Here is a 23177-nt window from a genome sequence, read left to right as displayed (position 1 = left end):
AGCTGACGTTGCTCTGACCACGTCCTCTGCTCAAATGAGGTGACATGCTGGACCTGTTCGATGCTCCTGTTCTTCCTGGGCTCACCTCGCGCGGGGACCTCGTGTCCGCGAGAGAGGAAGCTGAGCTCATCGGTGCGATCGATGCTCAGGATCTTCAACCTTTCGCGTTCCAGAAGTGGACGGGTAAGCGCCTGACGCACAGCTTCGGTTGGAGATACGACTTCCAGTCTGGCGAGCTTGCCCGTGCCGCACCCATGCCGGACTGGCTGATCGAGGTCCGCGATCGCGCCGCCTCATTTGCCGATCTTCCGGCCGAGGCCCTGATCCAGGCGCTCCTTCTACGCTACGATGTGGGCGCGGGGATCGGCTGGCATCGCGATCGGCCGATCTACGAACATGTCGTCGGTCTGTCGCTTGGGGCACCGGCAGTGCTCCGGTTCCGCAAGGCGGGACGGCAACCGCTGGCTGCGCGCGTCGCTCCCGCTGGAGCCGCGCGGTGCCTATCACCTGTCGGGCGAAGCCCGGCATGTCTGGGAGCACAGCATCGTCGAGATGGACCGCACGCGCTGGTCGATCACGTTCCGCACACCGTCGGAGAAGGGTCGCTCGATCTTGCGCGCTGCGTCCCTTCAGCCCTGATCTTCGAGCCAGCGATCAAGGGCAGCGGAGTGCGCCTTGCGGGCTGTCTCGACGTGCTTCTCGGCGGTCTTTCGGGCGCGCTCATGTTCCTGCGTGATCCGCTTTCGTTCAAGATCGAACGCACGCTGTCGTTCAAGTAGATCGGCATCCTCACGACGCTGCGCCTTGAGGAGCGCATCCAGCGCCTGCTCAGCCTCGTCGAGAGCAGCGCGCGAGGGGCGCGGCTTTGGCTTTGCCTTCCGCTCCGTAGGAGGTTCCTCCGGGTCGTCACCGCGCTTCTTTGTCCTTGACCGGCCCCCGTCCCTGCCGGAGCGAAGTGCCGCATTCTGTTCGTCGGCGGTGCCGCGCAGACGCTTGATGACCTTGCCGGGAGACGCAAGCGGCTCCTTGGTGAGCGCCTCGTCGCTGACGAGTTCAGCGACGCCTCGCGTGAACAGGTTTGCGTCGCTGCCCCAGGCTTCCAGCGCCGCCTTCTGACTTGGCGCCGCCACATAGGCATCGTGGAAGCCAATCGGCGTTCGGTAGACCTTGAGCTTCTGCGCACGCGCCATGGGATTGGGAACGCTCGGCTGCCGTGAACGCCTCATCAGTTTGCGCTAGTGCTGGCCCTGCCGTGCGCGCGTGCTAAGCTTCCCGGGTGTGCAATCTCTACACCATGCGTCGGAGTGCGGCAGAGGTGGCGGCGCATTTCCGCATCGAGAACCCGGTCGCATCCAATGCCGTCGACGAGGTCTATCCGGGCACCCCGGGAATGGTGGTGCGGGAGCATGTCGGCGCGAGGGTCATGCAGTCGATGGTCTGGGGCTTCCCGCTTCGACTGAAGGGGATGTCACCCACGGCCAAGCTGAAGCCCGTCAACAACATCGCTGACCTCACCAAGCCGATGTGGGTCGGTCTTGCTCGCAAGCCGCAATGGCGATGCCTGATCCCGCTGACGGGCTTCGCTGAGGCCGAGGGGCCGAAGGGTGCAAAAACCCGCACCTGGTTCACTGTGAAGGATCAGCCGCTTTTCGCCTGGGCCGGACTCTGGCGCATCAGTGACGAATGGGGTCCGGTCTATTCGGGTGTGATGACCGACTGCAACGAGGCCATCCGGCCTGTCCACGATCGCATGCCGGTCCTGCTTCACGCCGACGAGTACGACCAGTGGCTCAACGGCAGCTTCGACGAAGCACTCGACTTTCAGAACCGCTGTTTTCCTGACGAGTTGATCGAGATGACCCGGACGAACGAGCTTTGGGTCAAGCGCAAGGCTCCGCCTCTAGAAGGGCTCGCACTCGCATAGCTGACCTCGCTTGCGACCGGCGCGCACTCTGGCCTGAGAGCATCAGGGCGGCCATAGCAGCTTAAAAGCAGGGCATTAGGGCAGTTGTCATGGGGATGAAGCTCGTCGCAGCGGTGCTGCTGGGCGCGGGTGTTCTGGGTTCAGCCGCTGGTATCTTGCTGCCGCGGCAGCCAGCAACCGTGACCTCGTCCACGGCTCCAACGGACCCTGTTCCCCAACGCCGCTTTTCCATCTGCCACACTGGCGGGGGTACCAACTGCGTCGTGGACGGGGATACCATCTGGGTAGACGGCGAGAAGATCCGCGTCGCCGACATCGACGCCCCTGAGACGCATCCCCCGAGATGTGACTATGAAGCGAAGCTTGGAAAACGCGCGACCGAACGGCTGGCCCAACTCGTCAACGAGGGGCCATTTAATCTAGAGGTGCTCGATCGTGATACCGATCGCTACGGCCGCAAGCTCCGCGTGCTGGTGCGAAGCGGGCACTCCCTTGGCGATCAGCTTGTAGCTGAGGGTCTCGCGCGCACATGGGAAGGCCGCCGCCGTCCCTGGTGCTGAACCCTCACGGCTTGCGGCGGATAGACCAGATCAGCTTCGAAATCGCGACAAGGCACGCCGCGATTGCGAGCACCAGTTGAGAATCAGCGACAACCATGAACACCTCTCCGGAACGGGAAAGTGCTTAACCTATCTGGTTATCTGTAGGACAGAGCTTTTTCTCGATCGTCCGCCTCTCATCCCCACGAGCTCACTGCCACCATTCGACGTCGATGCGATCGAAGCCTGACCTTCGACCTTCCACGGTGATGCGCTTGCCGAGACCGGCCTCATAGTCGTCCATGTCCAGCGCCCACACACCACCATCATCCATCTGCAGGACTGGACCGCGCCTCGATTTCAGGAGCAAGCCCGTTAACCTGAAGCGTTCTCCGAGCGGCATCAGTGAACCTCCCCGGCCGGCGTCATCGCATCGAGATCGTTGATCCGCTGCAGAATGCGCATCCAGGTGGCATGGCCGTCTCGGTCGCCTGCTGCGAGGAGTTCGTCCGCCCGCTGCGAGGCGTGAAACCACGCGTCGGCGCCGTAACGCCTCAGGACATGGTTGGCGCAGGCCTAGATCTCACGCTCGTCGATTGCCACATCGGAATGGCTAGCGCCTCAGCAGCGCGTGTCCAGTTTGACGATGTGCCATTCGCGCGGTCCTACGAATACGCAGATTTCATCGCTCGTGGCGCTCGCTGGAGTTCCAAGATCATCTTGGTCCCAGGTCGGAGAAACTCCAGGCGCTCAATCCAACCCCCGCAGCTGGCGCAAGTGCTCGCGGCGGGGCGCTCTCCTACCTTAATCTGACGCTTCGCTCTTCATCGCTTTCTCGATCACCCGCAGGACTAGCGCCCAGACGCTCTGCCGGCGATCGTGTTCTGTGATGTGGACCTTCCGATCCATACCCGGAATGCCAAGTTCATGGGCTGCTTCCTCGGTGACATACGCAGTGTAGCGCTCCTCAAGAATGTTGCGGCTGGTATTGGCGATCCTTGCCTCCGCGAGGGTTCGAGCTTCTTCCTCCTTGCCGAATGGCCAGAGCTGGACTGTTACAACGATCATCGCGTCGTCTCCCGCGGCTGTGCTTCGCCCTCTGAGTTGGTGATCATCATTTCCTCCATCTGCTACTGATCACCGAGCAGCCATTTTCTCGTTACCGGTCAGTCGGCGTTTGGGGCCGACCAGTCTCGGTACGCTTCAGCCCCAGACCTCGCTGCGCAGATAGTCCCGCACCTTGCGCACTCCGTCCTGCTCCTCGAGCATGACTGCCAGCGCAGATCGCCCCGCGGTTATTGACGCGCTATTTGGCTTGCGAAACCAGGCGCATCCGCGCTCCACGTTCGACAGCAGCGTGGCAGCGAGAGTGACATTCTCCATGAGGATGATGACCCGCTCGACGGTGAGGAGCGGCCATTGTGTGATCGGCACCGCTCGAAGTGCGTCGAGGGTCGAGCCCGGATCGAGCCCGAACAGGCGCTGCGTCTCGTCGTCGTCCAGATCGAGACCACGGCGGATGCTCCTGGCCGCGAGCACGAGCATTTCCGCGAGCTCTGAAGCCGTAATGCCGGCATCCGCCTCGCGGGCTTGCCGCAGGACGAAGCCGATTGCGATGGCGCGGTCGCCGCTGGCGAAAGCCGCATCCCGGGTCGCGTCCTGCACTTGCGCCAACCACGCGTCGAAGCGAGCGAGCATCGAAGCCTCATCCTGCATAACCGGCTCCTTCGCGATGAGCCGACCACTCAGCGTCGATCAGCTTACGACCCTCGGCGGGGTTGATGAGCTGCTTCACGAAGGTCGAGAAGCCGACCATTGAGCCGATCCTGCGAACCGGCATAACGAGGTGCGCGTGAGCGCCATTCGCGCCCCAGGAGCGCGCGGGCACGTGCAGGATCACGACGCTGGCGACCTCGAGCTTGCGGGTGAGCCTAAAAGCGAAGCCGCGCGACAGCTCCCAGGCCTCATGCAAGTGCATGCGAACTGCCGGGTCTTCGACCTCCGGGAAGCGCAGGGTCACGACCGCCGCGAGATGCTGGATCTTTTCGCCTGCTCGCAGGTGGTACGCCAGTGAGAGAACCTGCGGATCCCGGAGTCCGTCGCACGCCTCTCGGGGCAGGACAACATCCCACGCCTCGCAGGTCGGGTTCTCCCACGGGAGCCCCGCCCCCGGTCGCTCGGTCGGAAAAAGGCGCCGAACGAGGACATCACTGAGCGTGCGTCTCGGTTCGTCGCCGTTCGCGGCTTCGACCACGCCATAGGAGAGGTTTGGATTGGTGCCAGAGATTGGCGCGTAGTCCAGTCCGGGTGGGATCTTCATCTGGGCCGCCATCAACGCCACCCCTCCATGGCTACATTGCGGATCCGCTTCGCGGCCTGGCAAACGCCGTAATTACGCTCATCCCAGCTGACGAAATCAGGCACGACCTCGATGTGAATGCCGTCGGCCGCCAGCCGGAGATAGGGTCCGGTCTCGGGCGGAACGAGCCAGAGCTCTCCATACCTGGTCTCGCACAGGATGTAGTCGCAGACGGACGCGACACTTTTATTGTACCAGTAAGCCACGTCCCAGAGGACAGGACTCAGCGCCTCGGGATAGAATCCGTGGCGCGCCAGGATCACGTCGGCGCGTGTGTCCTCAGCAACGCGTGTCATGACGGGCTGAAAGAGCGGGATCATCATCGGTGTGCCGCCGATGATGAGGCGCGGCTTGTCGAGATAGATCGAGCCGGCGGGAAGGCCGGCGGTGATCGGTGAACCTTCGGCCTGCTCGGTTGCACCGAGGAGCAGGCTGATCATGGCGTGCGTCGACGACGCAACATAAGTGTCGGCTGTAACAAGAGTGTTCATTTCGAGGAGGTCCTCAGGGGGTGTCGGACGACCTTCTGGTCGCTCGGAGCCTCCTTCCTTTTTCATCACTTCCAGAAGCTCGCAGCTTCGTCCTCAACCTTCATCTTATCGAGCGGTCGGTGCTCGCGACCGCTTCGGTCCAGCTTTCTGCGTTCAGCGCGCTTAAACCAGAACCGGAGACAGTCACCGATTCATGGAAGTGGATCGATCGCGTCTGTCAGCCCAGCCAGGCGCTTGGAGCGGCCTGTTCTGGGGACTTCCCTGCCGGTCTCGGCTGCTTACAGGGACGTCCGGGTACGTCAAAACCGGCCATTCATCAGCCACTAGTGGCTCTTCTCCAATGCCCGACTCTCCGGACATCCCGGAACGGCACATCCAGGGCCTGACCCGGGCCGAGCTGCTTTCGTTCGTCGCCCCCGCCACCGCGCACCAATGTTCGGGTGTGCTGACGATTCAGACTCGCAAATTCCATATGCTCATTCGCCATTGCGGCCGGTCATTCATTTTGCATGTCCGTGCGGGATGCGCCGCCGCTCTTGGGACATCGCAAGGCCCCACCGCAACCGCTTGGCGCAACGCGCCGCCACGAGTATGTGGATTTAGAGACATAGGCAGCGGCGGGGGCTGGCTCCCATTCTAGACAGCAATCGACAGCAAGGAAGCGACACCACGGCAGCAGGGCGCAATGAAGCTCAGCTCTTCCGAGCTCGCGACGACGTGGCGCTTTGACGATCAACGTTGGAATCTAGCAACCAACCTGCCACGTCATCGCCATGTGCCACTGCCTTGACAAAGGGCAGCGGACGGCCAAGGGGGAGTCGCCAAAAAGTAACGTTTCGCTGAGGCGTGTTGCGTCGTACAGAGAGTTTGAGATGACGAAAACGAGAGCTTCAGTCGAACTAGCAAAGGTAATTCGTCGAGGGCGCATCATCGATGCTGCCGAAGATCTAATCAGATCGCGCGGTAACACCAACTTCTCAATGGACTCTTTGGCGCGTCACGCAGGTCTCAGCACCAATACTACATATAATCTGATAGGTTCCAAAGCTGCGGTGCTTTACACGCTGTTGAACAAATCGGTTGAAAGCATTGGCTCGGCACGGCTGGTGAGTACGGAGCACCGTGACCCCTTGGCTATTTTGCTTCACGCCGGTGACACAGCAGTCGCTGTTTTTACGTCCGAGCCCACATTTTACCGTCCGCTACTCCGATTTCTTTTCAGCGCCGAAGAACCCGGACCGCGAGCGGAATTCATGCGGCTCAGCCAATCCTACTGGACTGCCGCTGCCGCCCCACTCGATAACTCGGATAGGCTAGTTGCCTCAGGACTCAAGTCCAACGACATAGCGCGAGACCTGCTGATATTTTTCACCGGGGCCACCGAGTTTTGGGTTCACGATGAACTCAGTGCGGATGCATTTCGCGCGCAAATCCAGCACGGCATATCTCTGCGCTTACTATGCGTTGCGGATGAACACGAGACTGAGGTTTTAATCCGCAACATCTCAGACGCTCGATTGAGCTTTGACGCGCCTTCCGCTCTTCCCGATCGGTGGAACCTGCCGCGGCGCAAGCGGCGCGCCGGCTCAGTGGTGGACGCCACTTAGAGTAGCATCCATCACCGAGCCTCGTTCCAGATTGACATGCATATCAAATATGATATTTCCGAGTCTGAGGTCGCAGGCTGACGTTGAGCGCTCGACCAAATTGCGACGGCGTAACGCCAGCGCTTACGGACGAGGACATCTTAAATGGCGAACGAGCCGATTTTGCCCGCGGGGTTTGAAGACCTGACGTCTTTTGTAGAACGTTGGGCGCATGATGGGTTTCAAACTCGCTGGGATGCGCGAGCTAAAGCAGAGATGCCCGAGATCCAGGCGTTTTACGACGCCATGCTTCCGCGGGCTGAAGAGGCGCTAGCGCTCGTTCAGCCTTTCAGCCTTGAGCAACTGACAGGTCCGAAGGCACGCCTATACCAGCTCGTCCTGGGATTGGCGCACGCGGCGATGGCTGTTGAGGTGCACGGTGCGCCACGCGCGAAATATTCCCCTTATCCCCACACCATACGAGTTGCCGTAGGTCCCGCGCCGTTTGCCTGACCCTAGCGTGGCTCTGTGAATCCTCATCGAAGGAAGGCGGTTTGCTGTGAACGATCAATCTACTGACTGGAAGCGTCCTGGCGCAACAACGCTCACCGAGGCAGCGGGTCTCTCGACCGGCCCAGTTTCGATGGAACCTTACCGGTCAACTGAATTCTTCGAACTGGAACGCAGTCGGATTTTCGGTAGAACTTGGCTGATGATGGGGCGAGTAGAGGAAATTGCTTCGCCCGGCGATTTCGTTGTGAAGAAAGTCGAAGTCTGCGGCGCCTCAGTTCTTGTCACGCGTGCGAAGGATGGCCGCGTTCAAGTCTTTCACAACGTCTGCTCGCATCGCGGAAACCTGGTGGTGCTCGATCAGAGCGGCAGCGGCAGTCGCTTCGTTTGCCGCTATCACAACTGGACGTATGGCAACGACGGTCGCCTCATCGGCGTGCCCGACGAAGCCACTTTCTTCAACCTGGACAAGAAGAAATGTGGCCTGACCCCTATTGCAACCGAGGTATGGGAAGGCTGGATCTTCATCAACCTCAGCCGTACGCCCGAGGTCAGTTTGGCGGAGTACCTCGGTAATTTTGGCGAGTACCTCAAGGGTGTCGATTACGTCGCGGCGGACAGCCCGGTCGTGTTCACGGCTGAACTGGACTGCAATTGGAAGGTCATGTCTGACGCTTTCAGCGAGTCGTACCATATTCCCGCAATCCACCAGAAAACAATCGGGAGCACCTTTGCTTCGAGAAGCAATCCGTTCGCGCATCTGCTGAACGCGCGCGTTTTCGGCGCGCACCGCATGTGCTCGATGTTCGGCAATAGCCAGTATGAGTCGCTGGATTCAAGCAAGGTCGAAAAGCTGGGCCAGAACGCCATGGAAACGACGAACGTGATCACGGCCGTCGACACCAGTCTGGTGGCGAACTTCCTCGATCATCCGGCAGTCAATCCGACGCGGACGGCCGACTGGTCGCTCGACATCAACCAGGTTTTCCCTAACACCCAGATTGATTTCGGTCAGGGCGGCTTCTTCACGCATCAGTATTGGCCGATTTCCGTCAACAAGACGCGCTACGAGTCTCGTTTCTACGTGGCGCGGCCGACCAACGCCGTGGAGCGGTTCCGAGTTGAGCAATATATCGCGCGCGTTTGCGAAGTTATCCTGGAAGATACGACCAATGTCGTTGCAACCCAGATAGGACTTGAGAGTCGCGGGAAAGACTTCATGCAGCTGCAGGACAATGAGATCATGCTGCGTCATTCGACTTACATGGCAGAGAAGTGGGTAGCTGCCGAAACCGTCGCAGAAGCGATGGCGTGAGCGAATTGTTCGCTATGTAAAGGCTGGGGGGGGGGCGGCCCAGGCCGCAAATTGCGTCGAGTTGACCTGATGGGCCGGCAATAAATGCGCAGGCAGTTGCCAGGCTTTAATCTTCACGGCGGCCCTGCGTCATTCAAGCGACGGACAAGTCTGCGTACATGGCAACACTGATAGTGGGAAGAGGCAGATGCAGGCATTCGACAAGCTGAGTATGGCTGGTAAAGTCGCGGTTGTGACGGGCGGCGCGAAAGGCATGGGGGCTGCACATGCTCGCCTGCTGGCCGCGCGCGGCGCCAGCGTGATCATCACGGACGTTGACCAAGCGGGCAATCAGACTGCGGAGCAGATCGTCGCAACCGGTGCGACGGCGCAATACCTCCGGCACGACGTCACATCGGAAGCAGACTGGCAGGCTATTGTCGGGCAGGTGATGGCATCTCACGGAAAGATCGACGCGCTCGTCAATAACGCAGGCGTCGCTGTCGTCAAACCGGTCGCGGAAACGAGCGCCGAGGACTACGAGTTCGTCATGGGCGTTAACTTCAAAGCCGTATTTCTGGGTTGCAAGGCGGTGCTCCCGGCAATGCAGGCAGCGGGCGGAGGCTCGATCGTCAACGTCGGCTCAGCCAGCGCACTCAAAGCATTGTTCCCGCTGTTGTCGATATATTCGGCGAGCAAGGCAGCGGTGAGAGTTTTCAGCAAGGTCTGTGCGTGGGACTACCGGCAGTACAACATCCGCGTGAATGCGCTTCACCCTGGACTCGTCGAGACAACACTGAACGAGCAGGAACTCAAAGATCCCGAAATGCGCAAGATGATGATGGGGACGACGATGTTTGATCGTCCGAGTCTTCCGGAAGAGCAGGCCGAGATGGTTGCGTTTCTATGCTCTGAGGCGGCATCCTACATCACCGGTGCTGACCTGTCGGTAGACGGCGGATGGACTGCCAACTGAAATCATCCTGACTGATAGCACTCAAAGATCAACCCCGCCCCAAAACGGCGTAGGGCTCAGATCATTTTGTCAGCGACCCAATTACATTATCGGATTAGGAGCAAGACAATGGCAAAGCACCTCATTATGGCCTTGACCAACCCGGTCGAGGGACGGGACGCCGAGTACAATGACTGGTACGATAATGTGGCATATCCCACTTATAAGTCGATGCCGGGCTTGGTTCCACTCGGCCGCTTCAAAGCCGTCGACATGCCGCATATGTTTCCTTTCGAAATGGACAATGAATTTCAGTATCTGTCGCTGTATTATTTTGAGGCGGATGATCCTGTGGCGTTCATGGACAAAATCAAAGCTACCTTCGCCCACCGCCCGGAATATGTCTTCTCAAGCGATATCGATCAAACCAAGTTCTTTGAGCCGATGTTCGTCGCGCTGGGAGACGTGAACTTCGAACCGATTGACCGTTATGAATCACTGAAACGGTGAAACCGCCTGAAGTTGATCGAAGAAGAAAGGACTGCGTGATGCGCGGAATTGTGTTTCATGGCACCGGCGACGTCAGATGCGAGAACATCGATGACGCTCAGATCGCCGACGACCATGACATTCTGGTCCAGACGAAGCTTTGCGGCATTTGTGGCAGTGACCTGCACGTCTACCATAACGAAGCGAGCGACATCGGGATCGGCGGCGGAAAGGATACCTTCTGTATCGGGCACGAGGCAGTCGGTGAGGTGGTTGAGGTTGGGAAAGGAGTTGTCGATCTCGCCGTCGGCGACCAGGTGATGCTTGCCGCTATGACCGGATGTGGAGCCTGCCGGTGGTGCTTGCTGGGCGAGAGTAAGCGATGCAAGCGCGGCTTTAAGGTCTACGGTTTTGGCGGCGAACTCGGCGGCTGCCAAGCAGAGGCAATCCGCGTCCCCGCCGGAGACTTCAACGCGGCTCGCATCCCCGATGGGGTCAGCAATGAACAGGCAATTCTGCTCACCGACAATTTGGCGACCGCATACGGCGCGTTGTTGGGAGCTGAGGTCCGCGCTGGGAAGTCCGTCGCGGTGGTCGGCCTGGGGCCAATCGGCCTTATGGCCGTTGAACTGGCGCTGGTGATGGGTGCGAGCGTCGCCTATGCCATCGATCCGGTCGCTGAGCGAAAAGCGTGGGCCGAAAAACTGGGAGCTATTCCCGTCGACGGGACTGATGTGGCTGAGCAGATCCGCGAGGCGACACAAGGCTTGATGGTTGATTGTGTCATCGAGGCAGTTGGGCGTGATGCAGCAATGACAACCGCGATTTCGCTGGTTGGTGTGCAGGGGTTTGTGTCTGCACTTGGCGTCAACACATCAATGGACTTTCGCATCCCCTTCAAGGCATTCGCGGAAGGGGTGACTATCAGGGGCAACTTCATCACTGAGGTGCACAAATTCTGGCCAGCGTTGGTGCCCATGTTACAGCAAAAAAGAATACGACCAGAACAGTTCATTACCGAGCGCGTCTCGCTGGACAAGGGACCTGAAGCCTACGCCAAGTTCGACCGCCGGGAAGGCGGAACGCTCAAGGCGCTCCTTCTGCCATAAAGCGGATGTGCTTCAAGCGCCCTCTGACGCAAAACAAATATGGGCAGTCCGCTTCTTCCTCGAATGCGAGGGGCGGCTTCGCGACCGGGCGCTCTTCGACCTTGCGATCGACAGCAAGCTGCGCAGCTGTGACTTGGTCAAAATCAAGATTGGCGATCACGTCATGGGGACAGTGATCAGAAACCGCTCGATTGTCATACAGCAGAAGACTGGCGGACCAGTGCAATTCGAGATTACTACCGATGGTCGGGCAAGCATGCTGACTTGGCTAGAGCGCCGGGGAGGAGCAGTTGGCGACTATGCCTGTCGGCATTGGGGCGGGCACCTCGACGAAATGTACGTGAAGCTCAACGGTGAGAAGGTTTACCTGTGTCAAGCCATCGATCACGAAAGTGAAGTGCTGGAGAGCTTCGTCACCAAAAGCGGGATAAGAGGGTAGCGCTGACGTTCATAAAGAAGGCGCTGAAGCGCCATGGCTCACCCGAAATATTTACCACAGATGGTCTACGCTCCTACGGTGCCGCGATGGACGAGCTGGGTAACCGCGAGAAGCAGCAGATGGGAAGGCATGCGAACAATCGGGCCGAGAACAATCACCTTCCGCTGCGAAGACGGGAGCGGGCGATGCTTCGGTTCTGACGAATGAAGTCGTTACAGAGGTTCGCCAGTATGCATGCCAACGTCCACAACCATTTTGCTCTGTAGCGGGCACACCCGAGAAGGGGCTGTTGTCGGGCGATCGGATCGACGTCCTGTTTACCGACGGCGCATCATTCGTCGCGGTCGAGGTTAAGTCGACGCTGTCCACCGATGACGACCTGCAGCGCGGCGTCTATCAATGCGTCAAATACCGCGCGGTGGTCGCGGCGCAGGAAAGCCCGGTATCGGTCGCAGTACGCACGATGCTGCTGACCGAACGCGATCTGCCTGACGATCTGAAGACCCGCGCGCGAGAGTTGGGTGTGCTGCTCAAGGTGCACGCAATCAATTCGCCGCGCAGTCGCTCACCTTCGTCAGTCTGAGACAACTTGATGCGACATACGGATTGCGGATCGCTCCCGCTTCATAGGACGGCGTGGCGCTAGTGCTATGCCTCTCCACGACGGCGCTGACTTGTGGGCAGGTCCGCTACTCACGGCTTTCTTCTCAAAAGCCGCCAGTCGTCATACGGCCGAATACCTGCCATCGTGACGCCTTGAGCCTGAACGGCTGAAAGTGGGCCGGTTACCGACTGGCGGCTTTGAGGCAGTGGACCGCAAGAGCGGACGCTGTTCGATCAATCGGCGACAGCGGCTGGAACTGAGCCGTAGACCCTGGCTTAGGTATCGTGCGGCAGCTGCGACTGGTGGACGCTAAGAATGGCGCATCCAGACGCAAAGGTCGCAACGTCACGGCCAGCCGGCCGGGCACAGGTCACATCGCTGGCGGAAGCTCGACATCGAACCTATAACGTAACAAGATCAAGTCGGCGGTCCGAAGGTAGGTTCGAGACTGGTCGGATTGGCGTCACCTATAGCTGCCAGCGGAGTCTCGAGAACACAACAATGCGGATACTCCATCTTTCAGACATCCACTTCAAAGCTCCGCAATGTCTCGATCCCGATCACGATCGGGATCGGCCCTACCGTACGCGGCTCGAACGGGATCTGGTCAAGCGCGTCGCGACGCTGGGGGCCATCGATGCGATCATGGTTGGTGGCGACGTCGCGTTCAAAGGCGACCCGCAGGAATACGAGACCGCACGGCAATGGCTTCTGGATCTCGCGAGCAAATGCGGGTGCGACAGCGCCAGCATCTGGGTCGTGCCCGGAAACCATGATGTGAATCGCAAGTCGTGCGAGGACGTGCCGACGATGAACGCGCACGCCATGGTCTTCCAGCAGAAGAACGACGACGACCGCCTCTGGATGCTTCAGAAGCAGCTCGACCACAACGACACCGGGCAGGCGATCTTTCACGGCCACGTGGCGTATAACGAATTCGCCAAGAAGATGATCTGCCAGGTCTATCCCGGCCACCTCTACTGGAAGCAGGAGCGGGAGCTCGGGCCGGGCGTCATGCTTCGGATCCACGGCCTGACGTCCACTCTCCTGTCCGGGCGCAACGGCAAGGACGACGAGAGGGGGTCCCTCTACCTGAGTCCGCTCCAGACCATCGATCCGGCGCCGAACGTCGTGAACCTGACGATCTGCCACCATCCGCCCGACTGGCTCATAGACGGGGACGACGTCGAGGACATGCTCAACGCCAGGGCAATGTTCCAGGTGTTCGGACACAAGCACAGGCAACGCATACTGGAGAGCGAAAGCTACGTGCGCTGGGGCGCGGGCGCAGTGAATCCGTCGCATACCGACAAGCAGTTCGAGCCCGGCTACAACATCATCGAACTGGAGGTCGCCGGCGAGGGAGCGGAGCGTAGGATCGACGTCAAAAGCCACCTGTTCAAGTATCAGGCTCAACCAGAGGGCTTCCAGCCGATCAGGAAGAACGACGGGCAGGAGGTGTTTCGACACTCCATCCCGTTCCCGGCCGAGATCGACGGGCGGGCTGACATAATCGGTGGCGGCGTCGTGGAGGCAGTCGTGATGGAGACCATATCGATCGCGGAGACGGCGGTGCCCGCCGACACCGATGCGGAGGCTTCAATGGGCGACATGAGGACAAGACATCTCGTCGACCGCTTCTGGGACCTCGATGCCAGCGACCGGCGCGAGATCGCGCTCGAACTCGGACTGATCACCGAGGAGGAGATCGATCTGCCCGAGCCGCAGCGCTACGGCATCGCCTTCATACGCGCATCAGAGCGCACTCTCCTCGACCGGCTTGAACAGCTAGTCGACGAGAGAGGATGAGAAGACGGGAGCAGGATCCAAGATGCACGAAGACTTTCCGAAGCTGTTCTCCGAGATCTCAACCGATGGCGCCCAGAGGGAGTTGCGTTGGACGGCTATCGAAACCTACGCCGGCACATACACGAGGGCGCGGATCGAAATGCTCGCCCGCCTCGCCTTCGGGACGAAACCGCCCGCCGGCGGGCTTCAGCAGGACGATCTCGCGACCGCTCTGACCGCCTTCCACAAGGCCTTCACAGATGCGGACCCGACCTTCCAGCCAGCGGAGCGGCAGGACCAGATCCTCGCGGCGGCGGCGTTGCTTCAATACTTCGGCACGACGTCGATCGCCGCGATGGCGGTGACGAACACGGCTTGCGCGGGCGCGCGGAAGGCGGCGCTACCTATCGATCTTGCGAGCGTCGCTGAGAATGAGATGTCGCGCCTCGCAGCCGCCCGCCGCAAGCGCCGGAACCTAGGCAACGTCGAGATAGAAGCTTCCGATTTCTCGTTCGAACCCGACTTCGCCGAAGCGCAGCCGAACTCCCCCACCACCTTCAAAGGCGTATTTGACCAGTTCACCGCGGCGGTGGACGAGGCGCTCGCCGATCTCGCCGCCAAGTTCAACGAGTCCACGAAGCTCCTCGTTGATGCGGGCAAGAAGGCCGACGAGGAGCTCGACATGCTCTCGTGGGTGTTCGGACAGCGTGCACTGCTGCCGGACCAGCCCTTCACCGAGGTGCCGGCCGACCAGAAGCCGCTCGTGTTCGCTCGCGACCTAGCCTCGCTCACCACGATCTATCCGGGACCAAACTCAGTGCCGGCGCTGATGGCGCGCGCAGGCATCAAGTCCACGGGCAAGATCAAGATAGCCGACGCGGTCAACGCCATTCCGGACGGATGGACGACCGAGGCTCTGAAGGACCGCAAGCCGTCGCCGGCGACCTCGCCGGTCCATTTCGCGCTGCTCAAGCGCCAGGAGACCGGCGCGGGTGACGGTTGGCACGCCGGATGGGCCGCGATCACCGGCCTCGACGTTGCAGCTGCGATGTCACCGATTGAGCTTGCCGAGCTCTTCTACCGTGAAATCCTCTGGCTTCGCTAAACCACCATGGCCGACACCGAGGTGATCTGCGCGAACCGCGAATGCCGAATAGCCCAGGACGGAAAGTGCGTCGAAGGCTATGACGATGTGGGCGAGTGCCCCTATTATGGCAGGGAGCCCGAAGAGCGCGACGAGGAGGATGAGGTCGATGACGACGCGGTCGCTGACGCGTTTGACGGCTTGCATCTCCCGGACGCGCTACCGCTCGGCAACAGCCGCGCGGATAGGGTTCTCTCCATTCTGCGCTCGCGAATGATCGGCATCATCGGGGTCCACGATTCCGGCAAGACCAGTGTCATCGCCGGCATCTTCGACCTGTTCCAGACGGGGCCTATCACGGACATCGCGTTCGCCGGGTCCTCGACGCTTCACGGCCTAGAGTTGATCTGCCACGACGCGAGGGTAGCCTCAGAGCGCGATGAGCCGCACTCCGAGCGGACCAAGCGCGGCGAGGTGAAGTTCTACCACCTCGACGTGAGACGCGACGACACCCTGCAGTCGCTGCTCATCGCCGACCGCTCGGGCGAGGAATATGAGGAGGTCGCCGACCTCGCGGCGAACGCGACCGCAATGTTCGAGCTACGGCGCGCGGACGTCATAACAGTCCTGGTGGACGGTTGCCGGCTGACATCCCCGACCGATCGCGCAGACGTGATGGGCGCGATACCGCTGATCATCCAGGGGATGGTCGAGAACGGAGCATTCGAGCGCAAGCCGAACCTCGCCGTTGTCCTTACGAAGAACGACGACGTGGTGGCCTCACCGAGAAGGGAACGGGTCGAGCACGACTTCCAGTCCATCGTCGAGGGGGTCCGCGAAACCTTTGCCGACGATTTCGGTGAGTTCTCCTCATTCGTCACCTCCGCCTCGCCGAAGGACGTGAACGTCGAGCGCGGGGACGGCTTGGCGGCCGTGCTCGACTTCTGGCTGAGGCCGCCACCGGAGCCACGAGGGGTCCGCCTGCGCTACCGGAGCGGTCGCGTGTTCGATCGGCTTACGGCAGAGGAGCCGAAAAATGGCTGAGGACGGACGACGAGACGTGTCGATCTCCATTGTCGGACTTCCTGGGTCGGGCAAGACGACATTTCTGGCCGCGCTATGGGAGCTCGTGGGCGAACGCCGGGTCGCGAAGGCGCTCAGCTTCGCATCAATCGGGGACAACGACCTCAGCTACCTCCGCAAGATCGTAACGGTTTGGCGCAAGGCGACAGAGCAGGCGCGAACGAGGATCACCGGCCTGACCGCCGTCCGGATGAACCTCAAGGACAAGGCGGGCAACGTCGTACAGGTCGCGATGCCCGACGCACCGGGCGAGGACTTCAGGGCGATGTGGGAGGATCGCGAGCTCGGCCGCGTCCTGGGGGAGAGCCTAGCCGTCGGCAATATCATGCTGCTCGTGAATGGCAACAAGGTAAAGGCGCCCGCGTGGGTTACCGAGCGGGCCGCACAGCGTCGGACCACGGGAAGGCAGGACGATCAGACGCTGCCTAAGGACTGGCACCCGAGTCTTGCGCCGACCCAGGTTCAGCTGGTGGACCTGCTCCAGACGATCTCTCATGCCCCGGTCGGTAGTGCCGGACGCAAGGTGGCGGTGATGATCAGCGCGTGGGACAAGGCCGAGGGCGAACGCCTCACGCCTGACATCTTTTTGAAAAGAAAGCTGCCTCTCCTGGCCCAGTATCTCGAGTCCGGCCGTGACGGCTGGACAAGCCGCGTCTACGGCGTGAGCGCCCAGGGAGGGGAGTACGATCCGAACGACGACAACGCCGAACGTGTCGAAGGAGACGCGCCCGCCCGGAAGAAGCGGGCGGTCAAGAGCGGGGACGCCGATCGTCTGCGGGAGGTGGACATCCCGGCGAACCGCATCCGGCTCGTGAGCGGGGATAAGGAGTCCAACGATCTCACCGAGCCGTTGCAATGGCTGATGCATTGAACGCGGTCCGCATCACGGTCGACCAGACGCTTCATGGTTATAGTGAGGGGCACCGGCTCATAGAGGGCTCGGTCAAGCTGCCGCAGCCGGACGCGCGCACCATGCTGGTGTTAAGCGACGCCTCGGGGAGCGGCCGCCGGATCCCGCCGGACGGCTATCTCACGGGCTACCCGCTCGCCGAGGCCGGCAAGTATGTCCTCGCCCGGACGTGGGCCGCACCCGAGATGAGCCGCCCGGGGTGCGTGTGGACGCATTCGCTGCTCATCGACTTCCCGGATCTCGCCCGCCTTGGCTCAGCGGACGAACTACTCGAGATATTCCATCGTCCTTCGGGCATAGGGGGCCGCGGGTTCGGCAGTCGACTGAAGATCGAGCTCACGCGGATGCCTACCACCATCCCGCCCCACGACCTCGCCAGGGCCGGCGAGTGGGCCGGTGCGCTCTATGGAAAGCCGAAGGGCAGGATTATCGGCGAACGCGAGGGGCAGCGCGACGACAAACTCGTCGTCGCCCTTTGGATGCAGCAGTGGCCGCGTTTGCGGCGGGCCTTTCGGTTCTGCTCCTTCTCGACCGACGACCGATCCACTTCGAACGAGGTGTTCGACCTGCAACTCGTCGAGGGTTCCCGGTCGAGCCGTTCCAACGTTCCTGGAGCCATCCTCGCGTCTTCGGTCGCCCGGGGCGACTGGATCCAAACCCTGTTGGACGATCTCGAGATGCCGTCCGGTTCCGGCCTTCGGCGTTTCCTGCGCGACGTCGGCTCCGATGTGGCCAACGGTCGCGCGGCTATGGTCCCTTTGATCCAGCTGTTCGAGGCTCTGGACCCCCGTGCCGATCCCAGGCGGCTGGCTGATGCCGTATCCGACCTAGAGCTGCTCGGGCCGGGACAGGGTCGCATGGGACGTGCCGCTGCGGCTAGGGCGATCTTCTCGAAACCTTACATCGCCGACCGGCGGCTATTCGACTTCGCCCTCGAGCAAGTACGGTCGGACGAGGATCTCCTCGGCGTCGACGCTAGCGTGGTCGGCAGGGTACTGCTGCGGTGGTGTCCGGATGTGTTGGCCGAGGAGTTGGATCAGGCCGATCCGCTGCGGAGGGCCGTGAGTGTGGCCCTTGCCGAGGCGACCGCGGACGAACTGACAGCTGTCGTCGCGAATGTATCGGTCACGGCCGCCGTGATAATCACGGCTCGCCCTGACATCCTTGAGCTGCCTTCGTTCTGGCAGATCGGAACGATCAATGTACCGCGTCTGATCAGTTTCCTAACGGTGGAGCCGGAGCGCGCCAGCAGAATCGTTCGCGCGATGGTGCACGCCGGTCGTGACGATTGCGCTTGGCAAGCGGTCGAGCGGTTCGGGACCGGGCCGGTAGTAACCGCACTGTCCGGCCTTGATGCAAATGGGATTCGTTCCCGAGCGGAGTGGGTCCGCGCGTTCGCCCGCCGGACGGACGACGTCGCCAGCCTCATGGCCAGCGGCGTTTTGTCACACAGGCCGCTCCTCTTTCTGCTGACCGAGTCGATTGACCCTGACGCCGTGCCGAACAGCGTCGGAACGGACCCTTGGGTGACGGCTGTGGAGCGAACGAGAACCTCGGACGACGTCGCTTCGGAGGACTTGCTAGCGGCCTTCTTATTCAACCGCGCCCGGGGATGGCGCTCGCGATCGGCGGGACGGCTCTTCTTCCTGTCCGTTCAGCGCATTCACGAAGCGATGGCCGCAGCGCGGCTCTCCGACGCGGCCTGGCGGCTAGTAGGTCCCAAAATTCCCAGTTCGATGTGGCGGGAGTGGGATCGCTGCGATCGGCTTCGGCACGCCGTCGTGGACAACTTCCTCGACCGCGACCTTCCTCCGATCGAATTCGGCACCGTCGTCGATGACGGAAAGCTTTGGTGGGAATTCGTGAAACTGGCCGCGGAGAGCTCGCGTGGACGCCGCTATTTGGACGAGGTGCGCAAGGCACTCCGTAACGGCGGCGAGCCGTGGTGGGCCGAGCGCGCGAAGCTGATCGACCGCAAGGTGAGATAGCACCGCACGCCGATGACCGGGAATAAACGAGCGGCAGCTTTCGAGATCGCCGTGCCGCAGCGCGAACGGCTATAATGAGGGCGCAAAGCGGTCGCTGCTCGTCTGATGAACGAACGTCCGCTTGCACAGCATCAGCGCCCAAAAGCGGACGGGCCGTTATCCACCAAAACCGTGGAAGGTTCAAGAGACGAGGTCGGTCGATGAAATCGGAAAGCCGATATCTGGATCTAGCACTCACATCGGAGAAGGCGCATCCGTGGGTGAGAACAGCTATTTCAGTATCGTAGTTATCTTTGCACCAACCTTCCCTGATAAAAAACATGAAGGACTTTCGGGCCATAACGATCACATCGAGGGGCGAACGTCGATGGCTCGGAAGGGCCAGCTACAAAACCTACGCTGATGCTGTTGGGCTTGCCTGGCAGACGGAAGCCTCGGTAAAAACCTATCGATGGCGTTTTAGGACGCCAGCGAGGGAGGGTAGGCGAAAGCCTGCCCTCCCATTCGCGTTATCGGGTGCGACCGCGCTGTGCAGCGAGTGCTGCCAATGTCGCCGGATCGATGTCATCGATGTCCGACCACTTCACCTCAAGTGTCGGCTGCTTCGTGGCCTCTTGTCGTAGTGCAGGATGCGGTGTCGCGAACAGATCGTCGGGCGGGCGCGAGCGCATTACAGCAGTGACATTGACGCGCCGCGACAGCGGCTTTTGCGACGTGCTGGCGGAAGCGCTCTTCTTGCGGACCGCTACGAACTCCGACCAGTCGGGCCAACGCGAGCGGCTGAGAGAAGCAAGTTCGTCCTCAAACCTTTGGCGTTCAGCGGCTATCGCAGGCGCGCGGACCTCGGCATCAAAGCGACTGTAGAAAGCTCGTCGCTCGCCCCTTGCAAGCTTCTTGGCCTCGCCGCGGCGACGGCGCATGAGCGCACCGCGCAGCTTCGCGATGGCCGCCGCGAGTTTCTCCCGCAGTGCGTGACGCTTGCGCTTTTTCTCAAACTCCGCTGCGACATGGGCCGCGCGCAAGCGGTCATACTCGGCTTTGAGAGACGCACTCGACACATTCGGTCCGGGAGCAGACAACTCCGGCGGTGCATCATCCTGGGCTGCCCAGTACTCTTCAAGTCCTAGTGCCCCGGGTGCATTCCGCGACTCAAGCTGGCGCCACCCATATCTGCGGTCGGCCAGATCAAATTGCGACGCTTTGACGGAGTTCGCCGGATCCGAGAGATCAAAGATCACGACGCCGCGGATCTTCTGCTGGCCTATTGCGACCCTCGACACCGGCTTAAATGCCAGCCCAAGCGCGCCGAGCGCGCGCTGTCGGCTCGACCAATCAGTCGTATCCAGTGCTGCGCGGATGTCAGCGGCGCGCTCGACAAGTGGAACGCTGCCGGTCCGCTCGGCACGTCGAACTTGGCCAACCGACACCGGGCGGGCGGCACCAGCAGCTCGATCGTTCGCGGCCTGCGCGGGCGTCCGAAGCTCACGAAGCTTCAGTTCGCGTTCGAGTTCACGGCAGACATGCTGTGCGCGCGGCAGCATCCGGGAGTCGTAGCTCTTCCGTTTGCGGCGGTGTGGCGGGGTGCGGTCGACTTCCTCACCGGTCAGAGCTCGCGGTCCAATCGCGGGGTCGCCACAACCCTTTTCGAGAAACCAGCGCTTGGGTGGAGTCTGACCGGTTTCAACGGAGACCGTGCACCAAAATGAGTGAACGTGATCATGGTCCTTGTCGCGGTGACGGACGATGACGCGCTGGTGGCCCGCGAGACCGAATTCGAGCTCGTGTCGGTGCACGGCGAGTAGCCACTGGTCTGGCGTGAGCACGCCATCATCGGGCGATGCGGATAGGGAGAGGTGAAGAAGCTTGGTTCGTACGCGCTCGGACAAGCTCGCGACGGCGGACATCTCTGCGGCGGCATGCTCAATCGATGAGACATGTGCGAGACCCAGAAGCTCGTGATCGCGATGATCGACGAGATAATGGATCAGTCCCGCGAAGTCCGCGCCGCGGGAGAGATTAGGGATCACAAGCGTGCGACCTGAACGGCGAGAAGCAGAGCGGCGTAGGCGTCGCGCAGGTCATCTGCGGTGATGACGCCGTTCGCGTTGAGGCGGCGCCCGATCTGGTTGATGTTGGTGCCCAATTTGGTGACCTGGAAGACCAAGTCGCGCGAAATGAGGATGTTGCGGTCGGCGCGCGCAACGAGGCGCCGCAGGACCTCGGCCTCGCTGCAGCCGGAATAGTCGGCAATGCGCGTCAGCTGCGCCGCCTCCAGGTCGGTCCAGCGGGTCGTCCTAACGTTCTGACGCTGACGAACTTCGCTGCCACGCTGTCCTGGCATATCTTTCATCCTTTTCGAGGAACCGTTCTTGGGAAGCCGGAGGGGGTCGGGGGAGGATGGATCCTCCCCCGCAAGGTCGGGCCAGAGCGGGGTACGGCGACAGAGCGAAGCGACAGAGCGCAACCCCCGCGACGCCGCAGGGCGGCGCGGTATGCTCTGGCCAGCCCTTGCTCCTTTCCTCACTATTCGGCGCGGAGCGGCGGATGCCTCCGTCTTCTGTTCTTGTCGCAGCCGTCGCAGACGGTGTTGGCCTGCTCGCCGACGTGACTTAGCTGCCAGCTGCGCGGCGATCGGCATAGCTCGCGGCGCACTCTCGCGCAGTCTGGACGTACGTGGTGACGTCGAGCGGGGAGGCCTGCCGCCGATTGGGACCACGCAGTGCGGCACCTGCCGCCTCGTCCATACACGCCTTGAACAGCTCCTCGTTCAAAGCGTGCGCCTCTGCTAAGGTCTGCTCGGCTCGGCGGCTCGCAAGCATCCATCCGGCCGCGGCGAAGGTGATCGCAACCACCAAGGTCCAGCAGACGGACCACCGCAGCATGCGAATGAGGCGATCGGCGGCGTCGACCGGCATACGGTCGCGAATCTTCGCGAGCGCCGCCAGTGCAGCGGCGTCGATCCGCTGAGAGAGATCTGCGTGGACGCGCTGCTGCGCGTCGAACGAGGCCTGCTTCACCACCTGCTCGAATTGGCGGAGGTGTTCAGCGCGAAGAATGATCTCCGCGATCGCCCCGGGGGAGCGGGACAGCTCATCCGGCAGGTCGAGGGTCAATTGGTTGATACGCTTGTAGTCATCTGCGGTCGGAGCACGCTCGAGAAGACGGCGGATCATCGTGTCGTAGTCCATCACTTCGACTCCTTGACCATCTGGAGAAGGGGCGCGAATGCATGAGCGGCGGCCGACCACCACATGTTGAAGTCGACCTTTTCCCAAGTTTGCAGACCTGCCGCTGACACGTCGTGAAAGGGGCTCCGCGCGCGATCGATCCGGGTGCGAGCACGGATCGGCAGAACCGGCAGGAAGGTTTCACGCGCGCCTCCAGCGATCAGCTCGGCACGAACGTCGGACTCCTGCCACAGCCGGAACTCGCGCGGGCTGGCCGCAAAGCGCCCGTTGAGGACGATCAGCGTGTGCGTCGGGGGAGCGAGATGCTGGACACGCTTTAGGAGGGTGATCGAATCGTACTCTTCGTCCGCCACCCAGACGTGGATGATCGGACGCTTGAGCGCGTCTGCGACGGAGATCAGGCGAGGCATTTCCCTCTCGATGACGTCGCCGATGTTGGCCGGCAGATCGACGAGTGCGAGCGCGTCCGGGTGACCTTCGATCCGATCGAAGAGCGCCTCGAGGCCGCTCTCACGCCGCAACTGCACACGGGTGACGGGGAAGCTGGACGAGTAGTAACGATCCAGATGCGCGTTGCGGGCATCGCAGTCGAAGCCGTGGACATTGACGCCGCTGCGATGGAGCAGGCCAGCCGCGACACGTGCGCCAAACGACTTGCCTACCCCACCTTTGTCTCCGTTGACCACAACAATCACGGGCCGCGTCGGCAAGCCTGCCAGCAGTTCACGGTCCGCAAGAGCGGTGCCCTGGGCGAGTAGAGAACTTTTGAGAGAATGATTGTTGGTCATCGCGATCTTCTTTTGTTTGGGAGCTGCGCTCGCTCACGCCGCGTGGTCG

The 23177-nt window shown here is 61.4% G+C and carries 25 protein-coding genes and 3 pseudogenes; 18 read left to right on the top strand and 10 right to left on the bottom strand.

The window, feature by feature from the left end:
* Positions 1-44: 44 nt before the first annotated feature.
* Positions 45-401: pseudogene (locus ACM608_RS17640) on the top strand (alpha-ketoglutarate-dependent dioxygenase AlkB); the annotation flags it as partial.
* Complete coding sequence (locus ACM608_RS17635; protein ID WP_419685274.1) at positions 397-639, top strand: hypothetical protein; 243 nt, start codon at positions 397-399, stop codon at positions 637-639. The pseudogene ACM608_RS17640 and the gene ACM608_RS17635, both read left to right, overlap by 5 nt.
* Here the strand turns inward: ACM608_RS17635 and ACM608_RS17630 are convergent.
* Complete coding sequence (locus ACM608_RS17630) at positions 630-1226, bottom strand: hypothetical protein (protein ID WP_419685002.1); 597 nt, start codon at positions 1224-1226, stop codon at positions 630-632. The genes ACM608_RS17635 and ACM608_RS17630 overlap by 10 nt on opposite strands.
* A gap of 50 nt (positions 1227-1276) precedes the next feature.
* Here ACM608_RS17630 and ACM608_RS17625 point away from each other — a divergent pair, with 50 nt between their 5' ends.
* Positions 1277-1924, top strand: coding sequence for an SOS response-associated peptidase (locus ACM608_RS17625; RefSeq protein WP_419685001.1), 648 nt, complete (start codon positions 1277-1279; stop codon positions 1922-1924).
* Between the two features lie 89 nt (positions 1925-2013).
* The gene (locus ACM608_RS17620) at positions 2014-2484 is read left to right on the top strand and encodes a thermonuclease family protein (protein WP_419685000.1); all 471 of its coding nucleotides are present in this window, start codon (positions 2014-2016) and stop codon (positions 2482-2484) included.
* A gap of 190 nt (positions 2485-2674) precedes the next feature.
* Here the strand turns inward: ACM608_RS17620 and ACM608_RS17615 are convergent, their stop codons facing one another.
* The 5 genes from ACM608_RS17615 to ACM608_RS17595 form a co-directional block, all read right to left on the bottom strand.
* Complete coding sequence (locus tag ACM608_RS17615) at positions 2675-2866, bottom strand: DUF5818 domain-containing protein (RefSeq protein WP_419684999.1); 192 nt, start codon at positions 2864-2866, stop codon at positions 2675-2677.
* Positions 2867-3267: 401 nt separating this feature from the next.
* On the bottom strand, positions 3268-3531 hold the full coding sequence (locus tag ACM608_RS17610; protein ID WP_419684998.1) for a hypothetical protein: 264 nt from the start codon (positions 3529-3531) through the stop codon (positions 3268-3270).
* Positions 3532-3666: 135 nt separating this feature from the next.
* Positions 3667-4161 carry an antitoxin Xre/MbcA/ParS toxin-binding domain-containing protein gene (locus ACM608_RS17605; RefSeq protein ID WP_419684997.1) on the bottom strand — a complete coding sequence of 165 codons (495 nt, stop codon included), beginning with the start codon at positions 4159-4161 and terminating at the stop codon, positions 3667-3669.
* Positions 4162-4168: 7 nt separating this feature from the next.
* Positions 4169-4795, bottom strand: coding sequence for a hypothetical protein (locus ACM608_RS17600; protein ID WP_419684996.1), 627 nt, complete (start codon positions 4793-4795; stop codon positions 4169-4171).
* On the bottom strand, positions 4795-5262 hold the full coding sequence (locus ACM608_RS17595; RefSeq protein ID WP_419684995.1) for a hypothetical protein: 468 nt from the start codon (positions 5260-5262) through the stop codon (positions 4795-4797). Before ACM608_RS17595 ends, ACM608_RS17600 begins: the two co-directional genes overlap by 1 nt.
* 923 nt (positions 5263-6185) lie before the next feature.
* Here ACM608_RS17595 and ACM608_RS17590 point away from each other — a divergent pair.
* From ACM608_RS17590 to ACM608_RS17525, 14 genes and pseudogenes are all read left to right on the top strand, one after another.
* The gene (locus tag ACM608_RS17590) at positions 6186-6920 is read left to right on the top strand and encodes a TetR/AcrR family transcriptional regulator (RefSeq protein ID WP_419684994.1); all 735 of its coding nucleotides are present in this window, start codon (positions 6186-6188) and stop codon (positions 6918-6920) included.
* Between the two features lie 144 nt (positions 6921-7064).
* Positions 7065-7412, top strand: coding sequence for a hypothetical protein (locus ACM608_RS17585; protein WP_419684993.1), 348 nt, complete (start codon positions 7065-7067; stop codon positions 7410-7412).
* Positions 7413-7458: 46 nt separating this feature from the next.
* Complete coding sequence (locus tag ACM608_RS17580) at positions 7459-8724, top strand: aromatic ring-hydroxylating oxygenase subunit alpha (protein ID WP_419684992.1); 1266 nt, start codon at positions 7459-7461, stop codon at positions 8722-8724.
* A gap of 187 nt (positions 8725-8911) precedes the next feature.
* Entirely contained in the window at positions 8912-9679 is a 768-nt protein-coding gene (locus ACM608_RS17575) for an SDR family NAD(P)-dependent oxidoreductase (protein WP_419684991.1), read from the top strand.
* A 108-nt stretch (positions 9680-9787) separates the two neighbouring features.
* Positions 9788-10168: a hypothetical protein gene (locus ACM608_RS17570; RefSeq protein ID WP_419684990.1), complete on the top strand. Its 381-nt coding sequence runs from the start codon at positions 9788-9790 to the stop codon at positions 10166-10168.
* A 38-nt stretch (positions 10169-10206) separates the two neighbouring features.
* Positions 10207-11256, top strand: a complete 1050-nt coding sequence (locus ACM608_RS17565; RefSeq protein ID WP_419684989.1) for an alcohol dehydrogenase catalytic domain-containing protein — start codon at positions 10207-10209, stop codon at positions 11254-11256.
* A gap of 31 nt (positions 11257-11287) precedes the next feature.
* Positions 11288-11557, top strand: a pseudogene (locus ACM608_RS17560) (integrase); the annotation flags it as partial.
* A gap of 6 nt (positions 11558-11563) precedes the next feature.
* Positions 11564-11955 (top strand): annotated as a pseudogene (locus tag ACM608_RS17555) (IS6 family transposase); the annotation flags it as partial.
* Between the two features lie 29 nt (positions 11956-11984).
* Positions 11985-12278, top strand: coding sequence for a hypothetical protein (locus tag ACM608_RS17550; RefSeq protein WP_419684988.1), 294 nt, complete (start codon positions 11985-11987; stop codon positions 12276-12278).
* A 336-nt stretch (positions 12279-12614) separates the two neighbouring features.
* Positions 12615-14108: a metallophosphoesterase gene (locus ACM608_RS17545; protein WP_419684987.1), complete on the top strand. Its 1494-nt coding sequence runs from the start codon at positions 12615-12617 to the stop codon at positions 14106-14108.
* A gap of 22 nt (positions 14109-14130) precedes the next feature.
* Entirely contained in the window at positions 14131-15192 is a 1062-nt protein-coding gene (locus ACM608_RS17540; RefSeq protein ID WP_419684986.1) for a GTPase-associated system all-helical protein GASH, read from the top strand.
* Between the two features lie 6 nt (positions 15193-15198).
* Positions 15199-16215 (top strand): TRAFAC clade GTPase domain-containing protein, encoded by a 1017-nt coding sequence (locus ACM608_RS17535; RefSeq protein WP_419684985.1) that lies wholly within the window; start codon positions 15199-15201, stop codon positions 16213-16215.
* Positions 16208-17125: a TRAFAC clade GTPase domain-containing protein gene (locus ACM608_RS17530; RefSeq protein ID WP_419684984.1), complete on the top strand. Its 918-nt coding sequence runs from the start codon at positions 16208-16210 to the stop codon at positions 17123-17125. The genes ACM608_RS17535 and ACM608_RS17530 overlap by 8 nt, the downstream gene beginning before the upstream one ends.
* Positions 17110-19152 carry a hypothetical protein gene (locus ACM608_RS17525; protein ID WP_419684983.1) on the top strand — a complete coding sequence of 681 codons (2043 nt, stop codon included), beginning with the start codon at positions 17110-17112 and terminating at the stop codon, positions 19150-19152. The genes ACM608_RS17530 and ACM608_RS17525 overlap by 16 nt, the downstream gene beginning before the upstream one ends.
* Before the next feature lie 509 nt (positions 19153-19661).
* Here the strand turns inward: ACM608_RS17525 and ACM608_RS17520 are convergent.
* The 4 genes from ACM608_RS17520 to ACM608_RS17505 form a co-directional block, all read right to left on the bottom strand.
* Positions 19662-21179, bottom strand: coding sequence for a relaxase/mobilization nuclease domain-containing protein (locus ACM608_RS17520; RefSeq protein WP_419684982.1), 1518 nt, complete (start codon positions 21177-21179; stop codon positions 19662-19664).
* Positions 21176-21493, bottom strand: coding sequence for a plasmid mobilization relaxosome protein MobC (gene mobC, locus ACM608_RS17515; RefSeq protein ID WP_419684981.1), 318 nt, complete (start codon positions 21491-21493; stop codon positions 21176-21178). Before mobC ends, ACM608_RS17520 begins: the two co-directional genes overlap by 4 nt.
* Positions 21494-21761: 268 nt before the next feature.
* Positions 21762-22340 (bottom strand): hypothetical protein, encoded by a 579-nt coding sequence (locus tag ACM608_RS17510; protein WP_419684980.1) that lies wholly within the window; start codon positions 22338-22340, stop codon positions 21762-21764.
* Positions 22340-23128 (bottom strand): hypothetical protein, encoded by a 789-nt coding sequence (locus tag ACM608_RS17505; RefSeq protein ID WP_419684979.1) that lies wholly within the window; start codon positions 23126-23128, stop codon positions 22340-22342. Before ACM608_RS17505 ends, ACM608_RS17510 begins: the two co-directional genes overlap by 1 nt.
* Positions 23129-23177 lie beyond the last annotated feature (49 nt).

The sequence above is a fragment of the Sphingomonas sp. ID0503 genome, assembly GCF_048565625.1.
Classification (GTDB): Bacteria; Pseudomonadota; Alphaproteobacteria; order Sphingomonadales; family Sphingomonadaceae; genus JBLZUR01.
The sequence above is the reverse complement of the archived record's forward strand: the minus strand, read 5'-3'. Positions and strand labels throughout refer to the sequence as shown.

Coding starts and splice junctions, on each gene's coding strand:
- ACM608_RS17635 (WP_419685274.1), top strand. CDS start 397: ATGTCGTCGGTCTGTCGCTTGGGGCACCGGCAGTGCTCCGGTTCCGCA.
- ACM608_RS17630 (WP_419685002.1), bottom strand. CDS start 1,226: ATGAGGCGTTCACGGCAGCCGAGCGTTCCCAATCCCATGGCGCGTGCG.
- ACM608_RS17620 (WP_419685000.1), top strand. CDS start 2,014: ATGGGGATGAAGCTCGTCGCAGCGGTGCTGCTGGGCGCGGGTGTTCTG.
- ACM608_RS17615 (WP_419684999.1), bottom strand. CDS start 2,866: ATGCCGCTCGGAGAACGCTTCAGGTTAACGGGCTTGCTCCTGAAATCG.
- ACM608_RS17610 (WP_419684998.1), bottom strand. CDS start 3,531: ATGATCGTTGTAACAGTCCAGCTCTGGCCATTCGGCAAGGAGGAAGAA.
- ACM608_RS17605 (WP_419684997.1), bottom strand. CDS start 4,161: ATGCTCGCTCGCTTCGACGCGTGGTTGGCGCAAGTGCAGGACGCGACC.
- ACM608_RS17600 (WP_419684996.1), bottom strand. CDS start 4,795: ATGGCGGCCCAGATGAAGATCCCACCCGGACTGGACTACGCGCCAATC.
- ACM608_RS17595 (WP_419684995.1), bottom strand. CDS start 5,262: ATGATCAGCCTGCTCCTCGGTGCAACCGAGCAGGCCGAAGGTTCACCG.
- ACM608_RS17590 (WP_419684994.1), top strand. CDS start 6,186: ATGACGAAAACGAGAGCTTCAGTCGAACTAGCAAAGGTAATTCGTCGA.
- ACM608_RS17585 (WP_419684993.1), top strand. CDS start 7,065: ATGGCGAACGAGCCGATTTTGCCCGCGGGGTTTGAAGACCTGACGTCT.
- ACM608_RS17575 (WP_419684991.1), top strand. CDS start 8,912: ATGCAGGCATTCGACAAGCTGAGTATGGCTGGTAAAGTCGCGGTTGTG.
- ACM608_RS17570 (WP_419684990.1), top strand. CDS start 9,788: ATGGCAAAGCACCTCATTATGGCCTTGACCAACCCGGTCGAGGGACGG.
- ACM608_RS17565 (WP_419684989.1), top strand. CDS start 10,207: ATGCGCGGAATTGTGTTTCATGGCACCGGCGACGTCAGATGCGAGAAC.
- ACM608_RS17545 (WP_419684987.1), top strand. CDS start 12,615: ATGGCGCATCCAGACGCAAAGGTCGCAACGTCACGGCCAGCCGGCCGG.
- ACM608_RS17540 (WP_419684986.1), top strand. CDS start 14,131: ATGCACGAAGACTTTCCGAAGCTGTTCTCCGAGATCTCAACCGATGGC.
- ACM608_RS17535 (WP_419684985.1), top strand. CDS start 15,199: ATGGCCGACACCGAGGTGATCTGCGCGAACCGCGAATGCCGAATAGCC.
- ACM608_RS17530 (WP_419684984.1), top strand. CDS start 16,208: ATGGCTGAGGACGGACGACGAGACGTGTCGATCTCCATTGTCGGACTT.
- ACM608_RS17525 (WP_419684983.1), top strand. CDS start 17,110: ATGGCTGATGCATTGAACGCGGTCCGCATCACGGTCGACCAGACGCTT.
- mobC (WP_419684981.1), bottom strand. CDS start 21,493: ATGCCAGGACAGCGTGGCAGCGAAGTTCGTCAGCGTCAGAACGTTAGG.
- ACM608_RS17510 (WP_419684980.1), bottom strand. CDS start 22,340: ATGGACTACGACACGATGATCCGCCGTCTTCTCGAGCGTGCTCCGACC.
- ACM608_RS17505 (WP_419684979.1), bottom strand. CDS start 23,128: ATGACCAACAATCATTCTCTCAAAAGTTCTCTACTCGCCCAGGGCACC.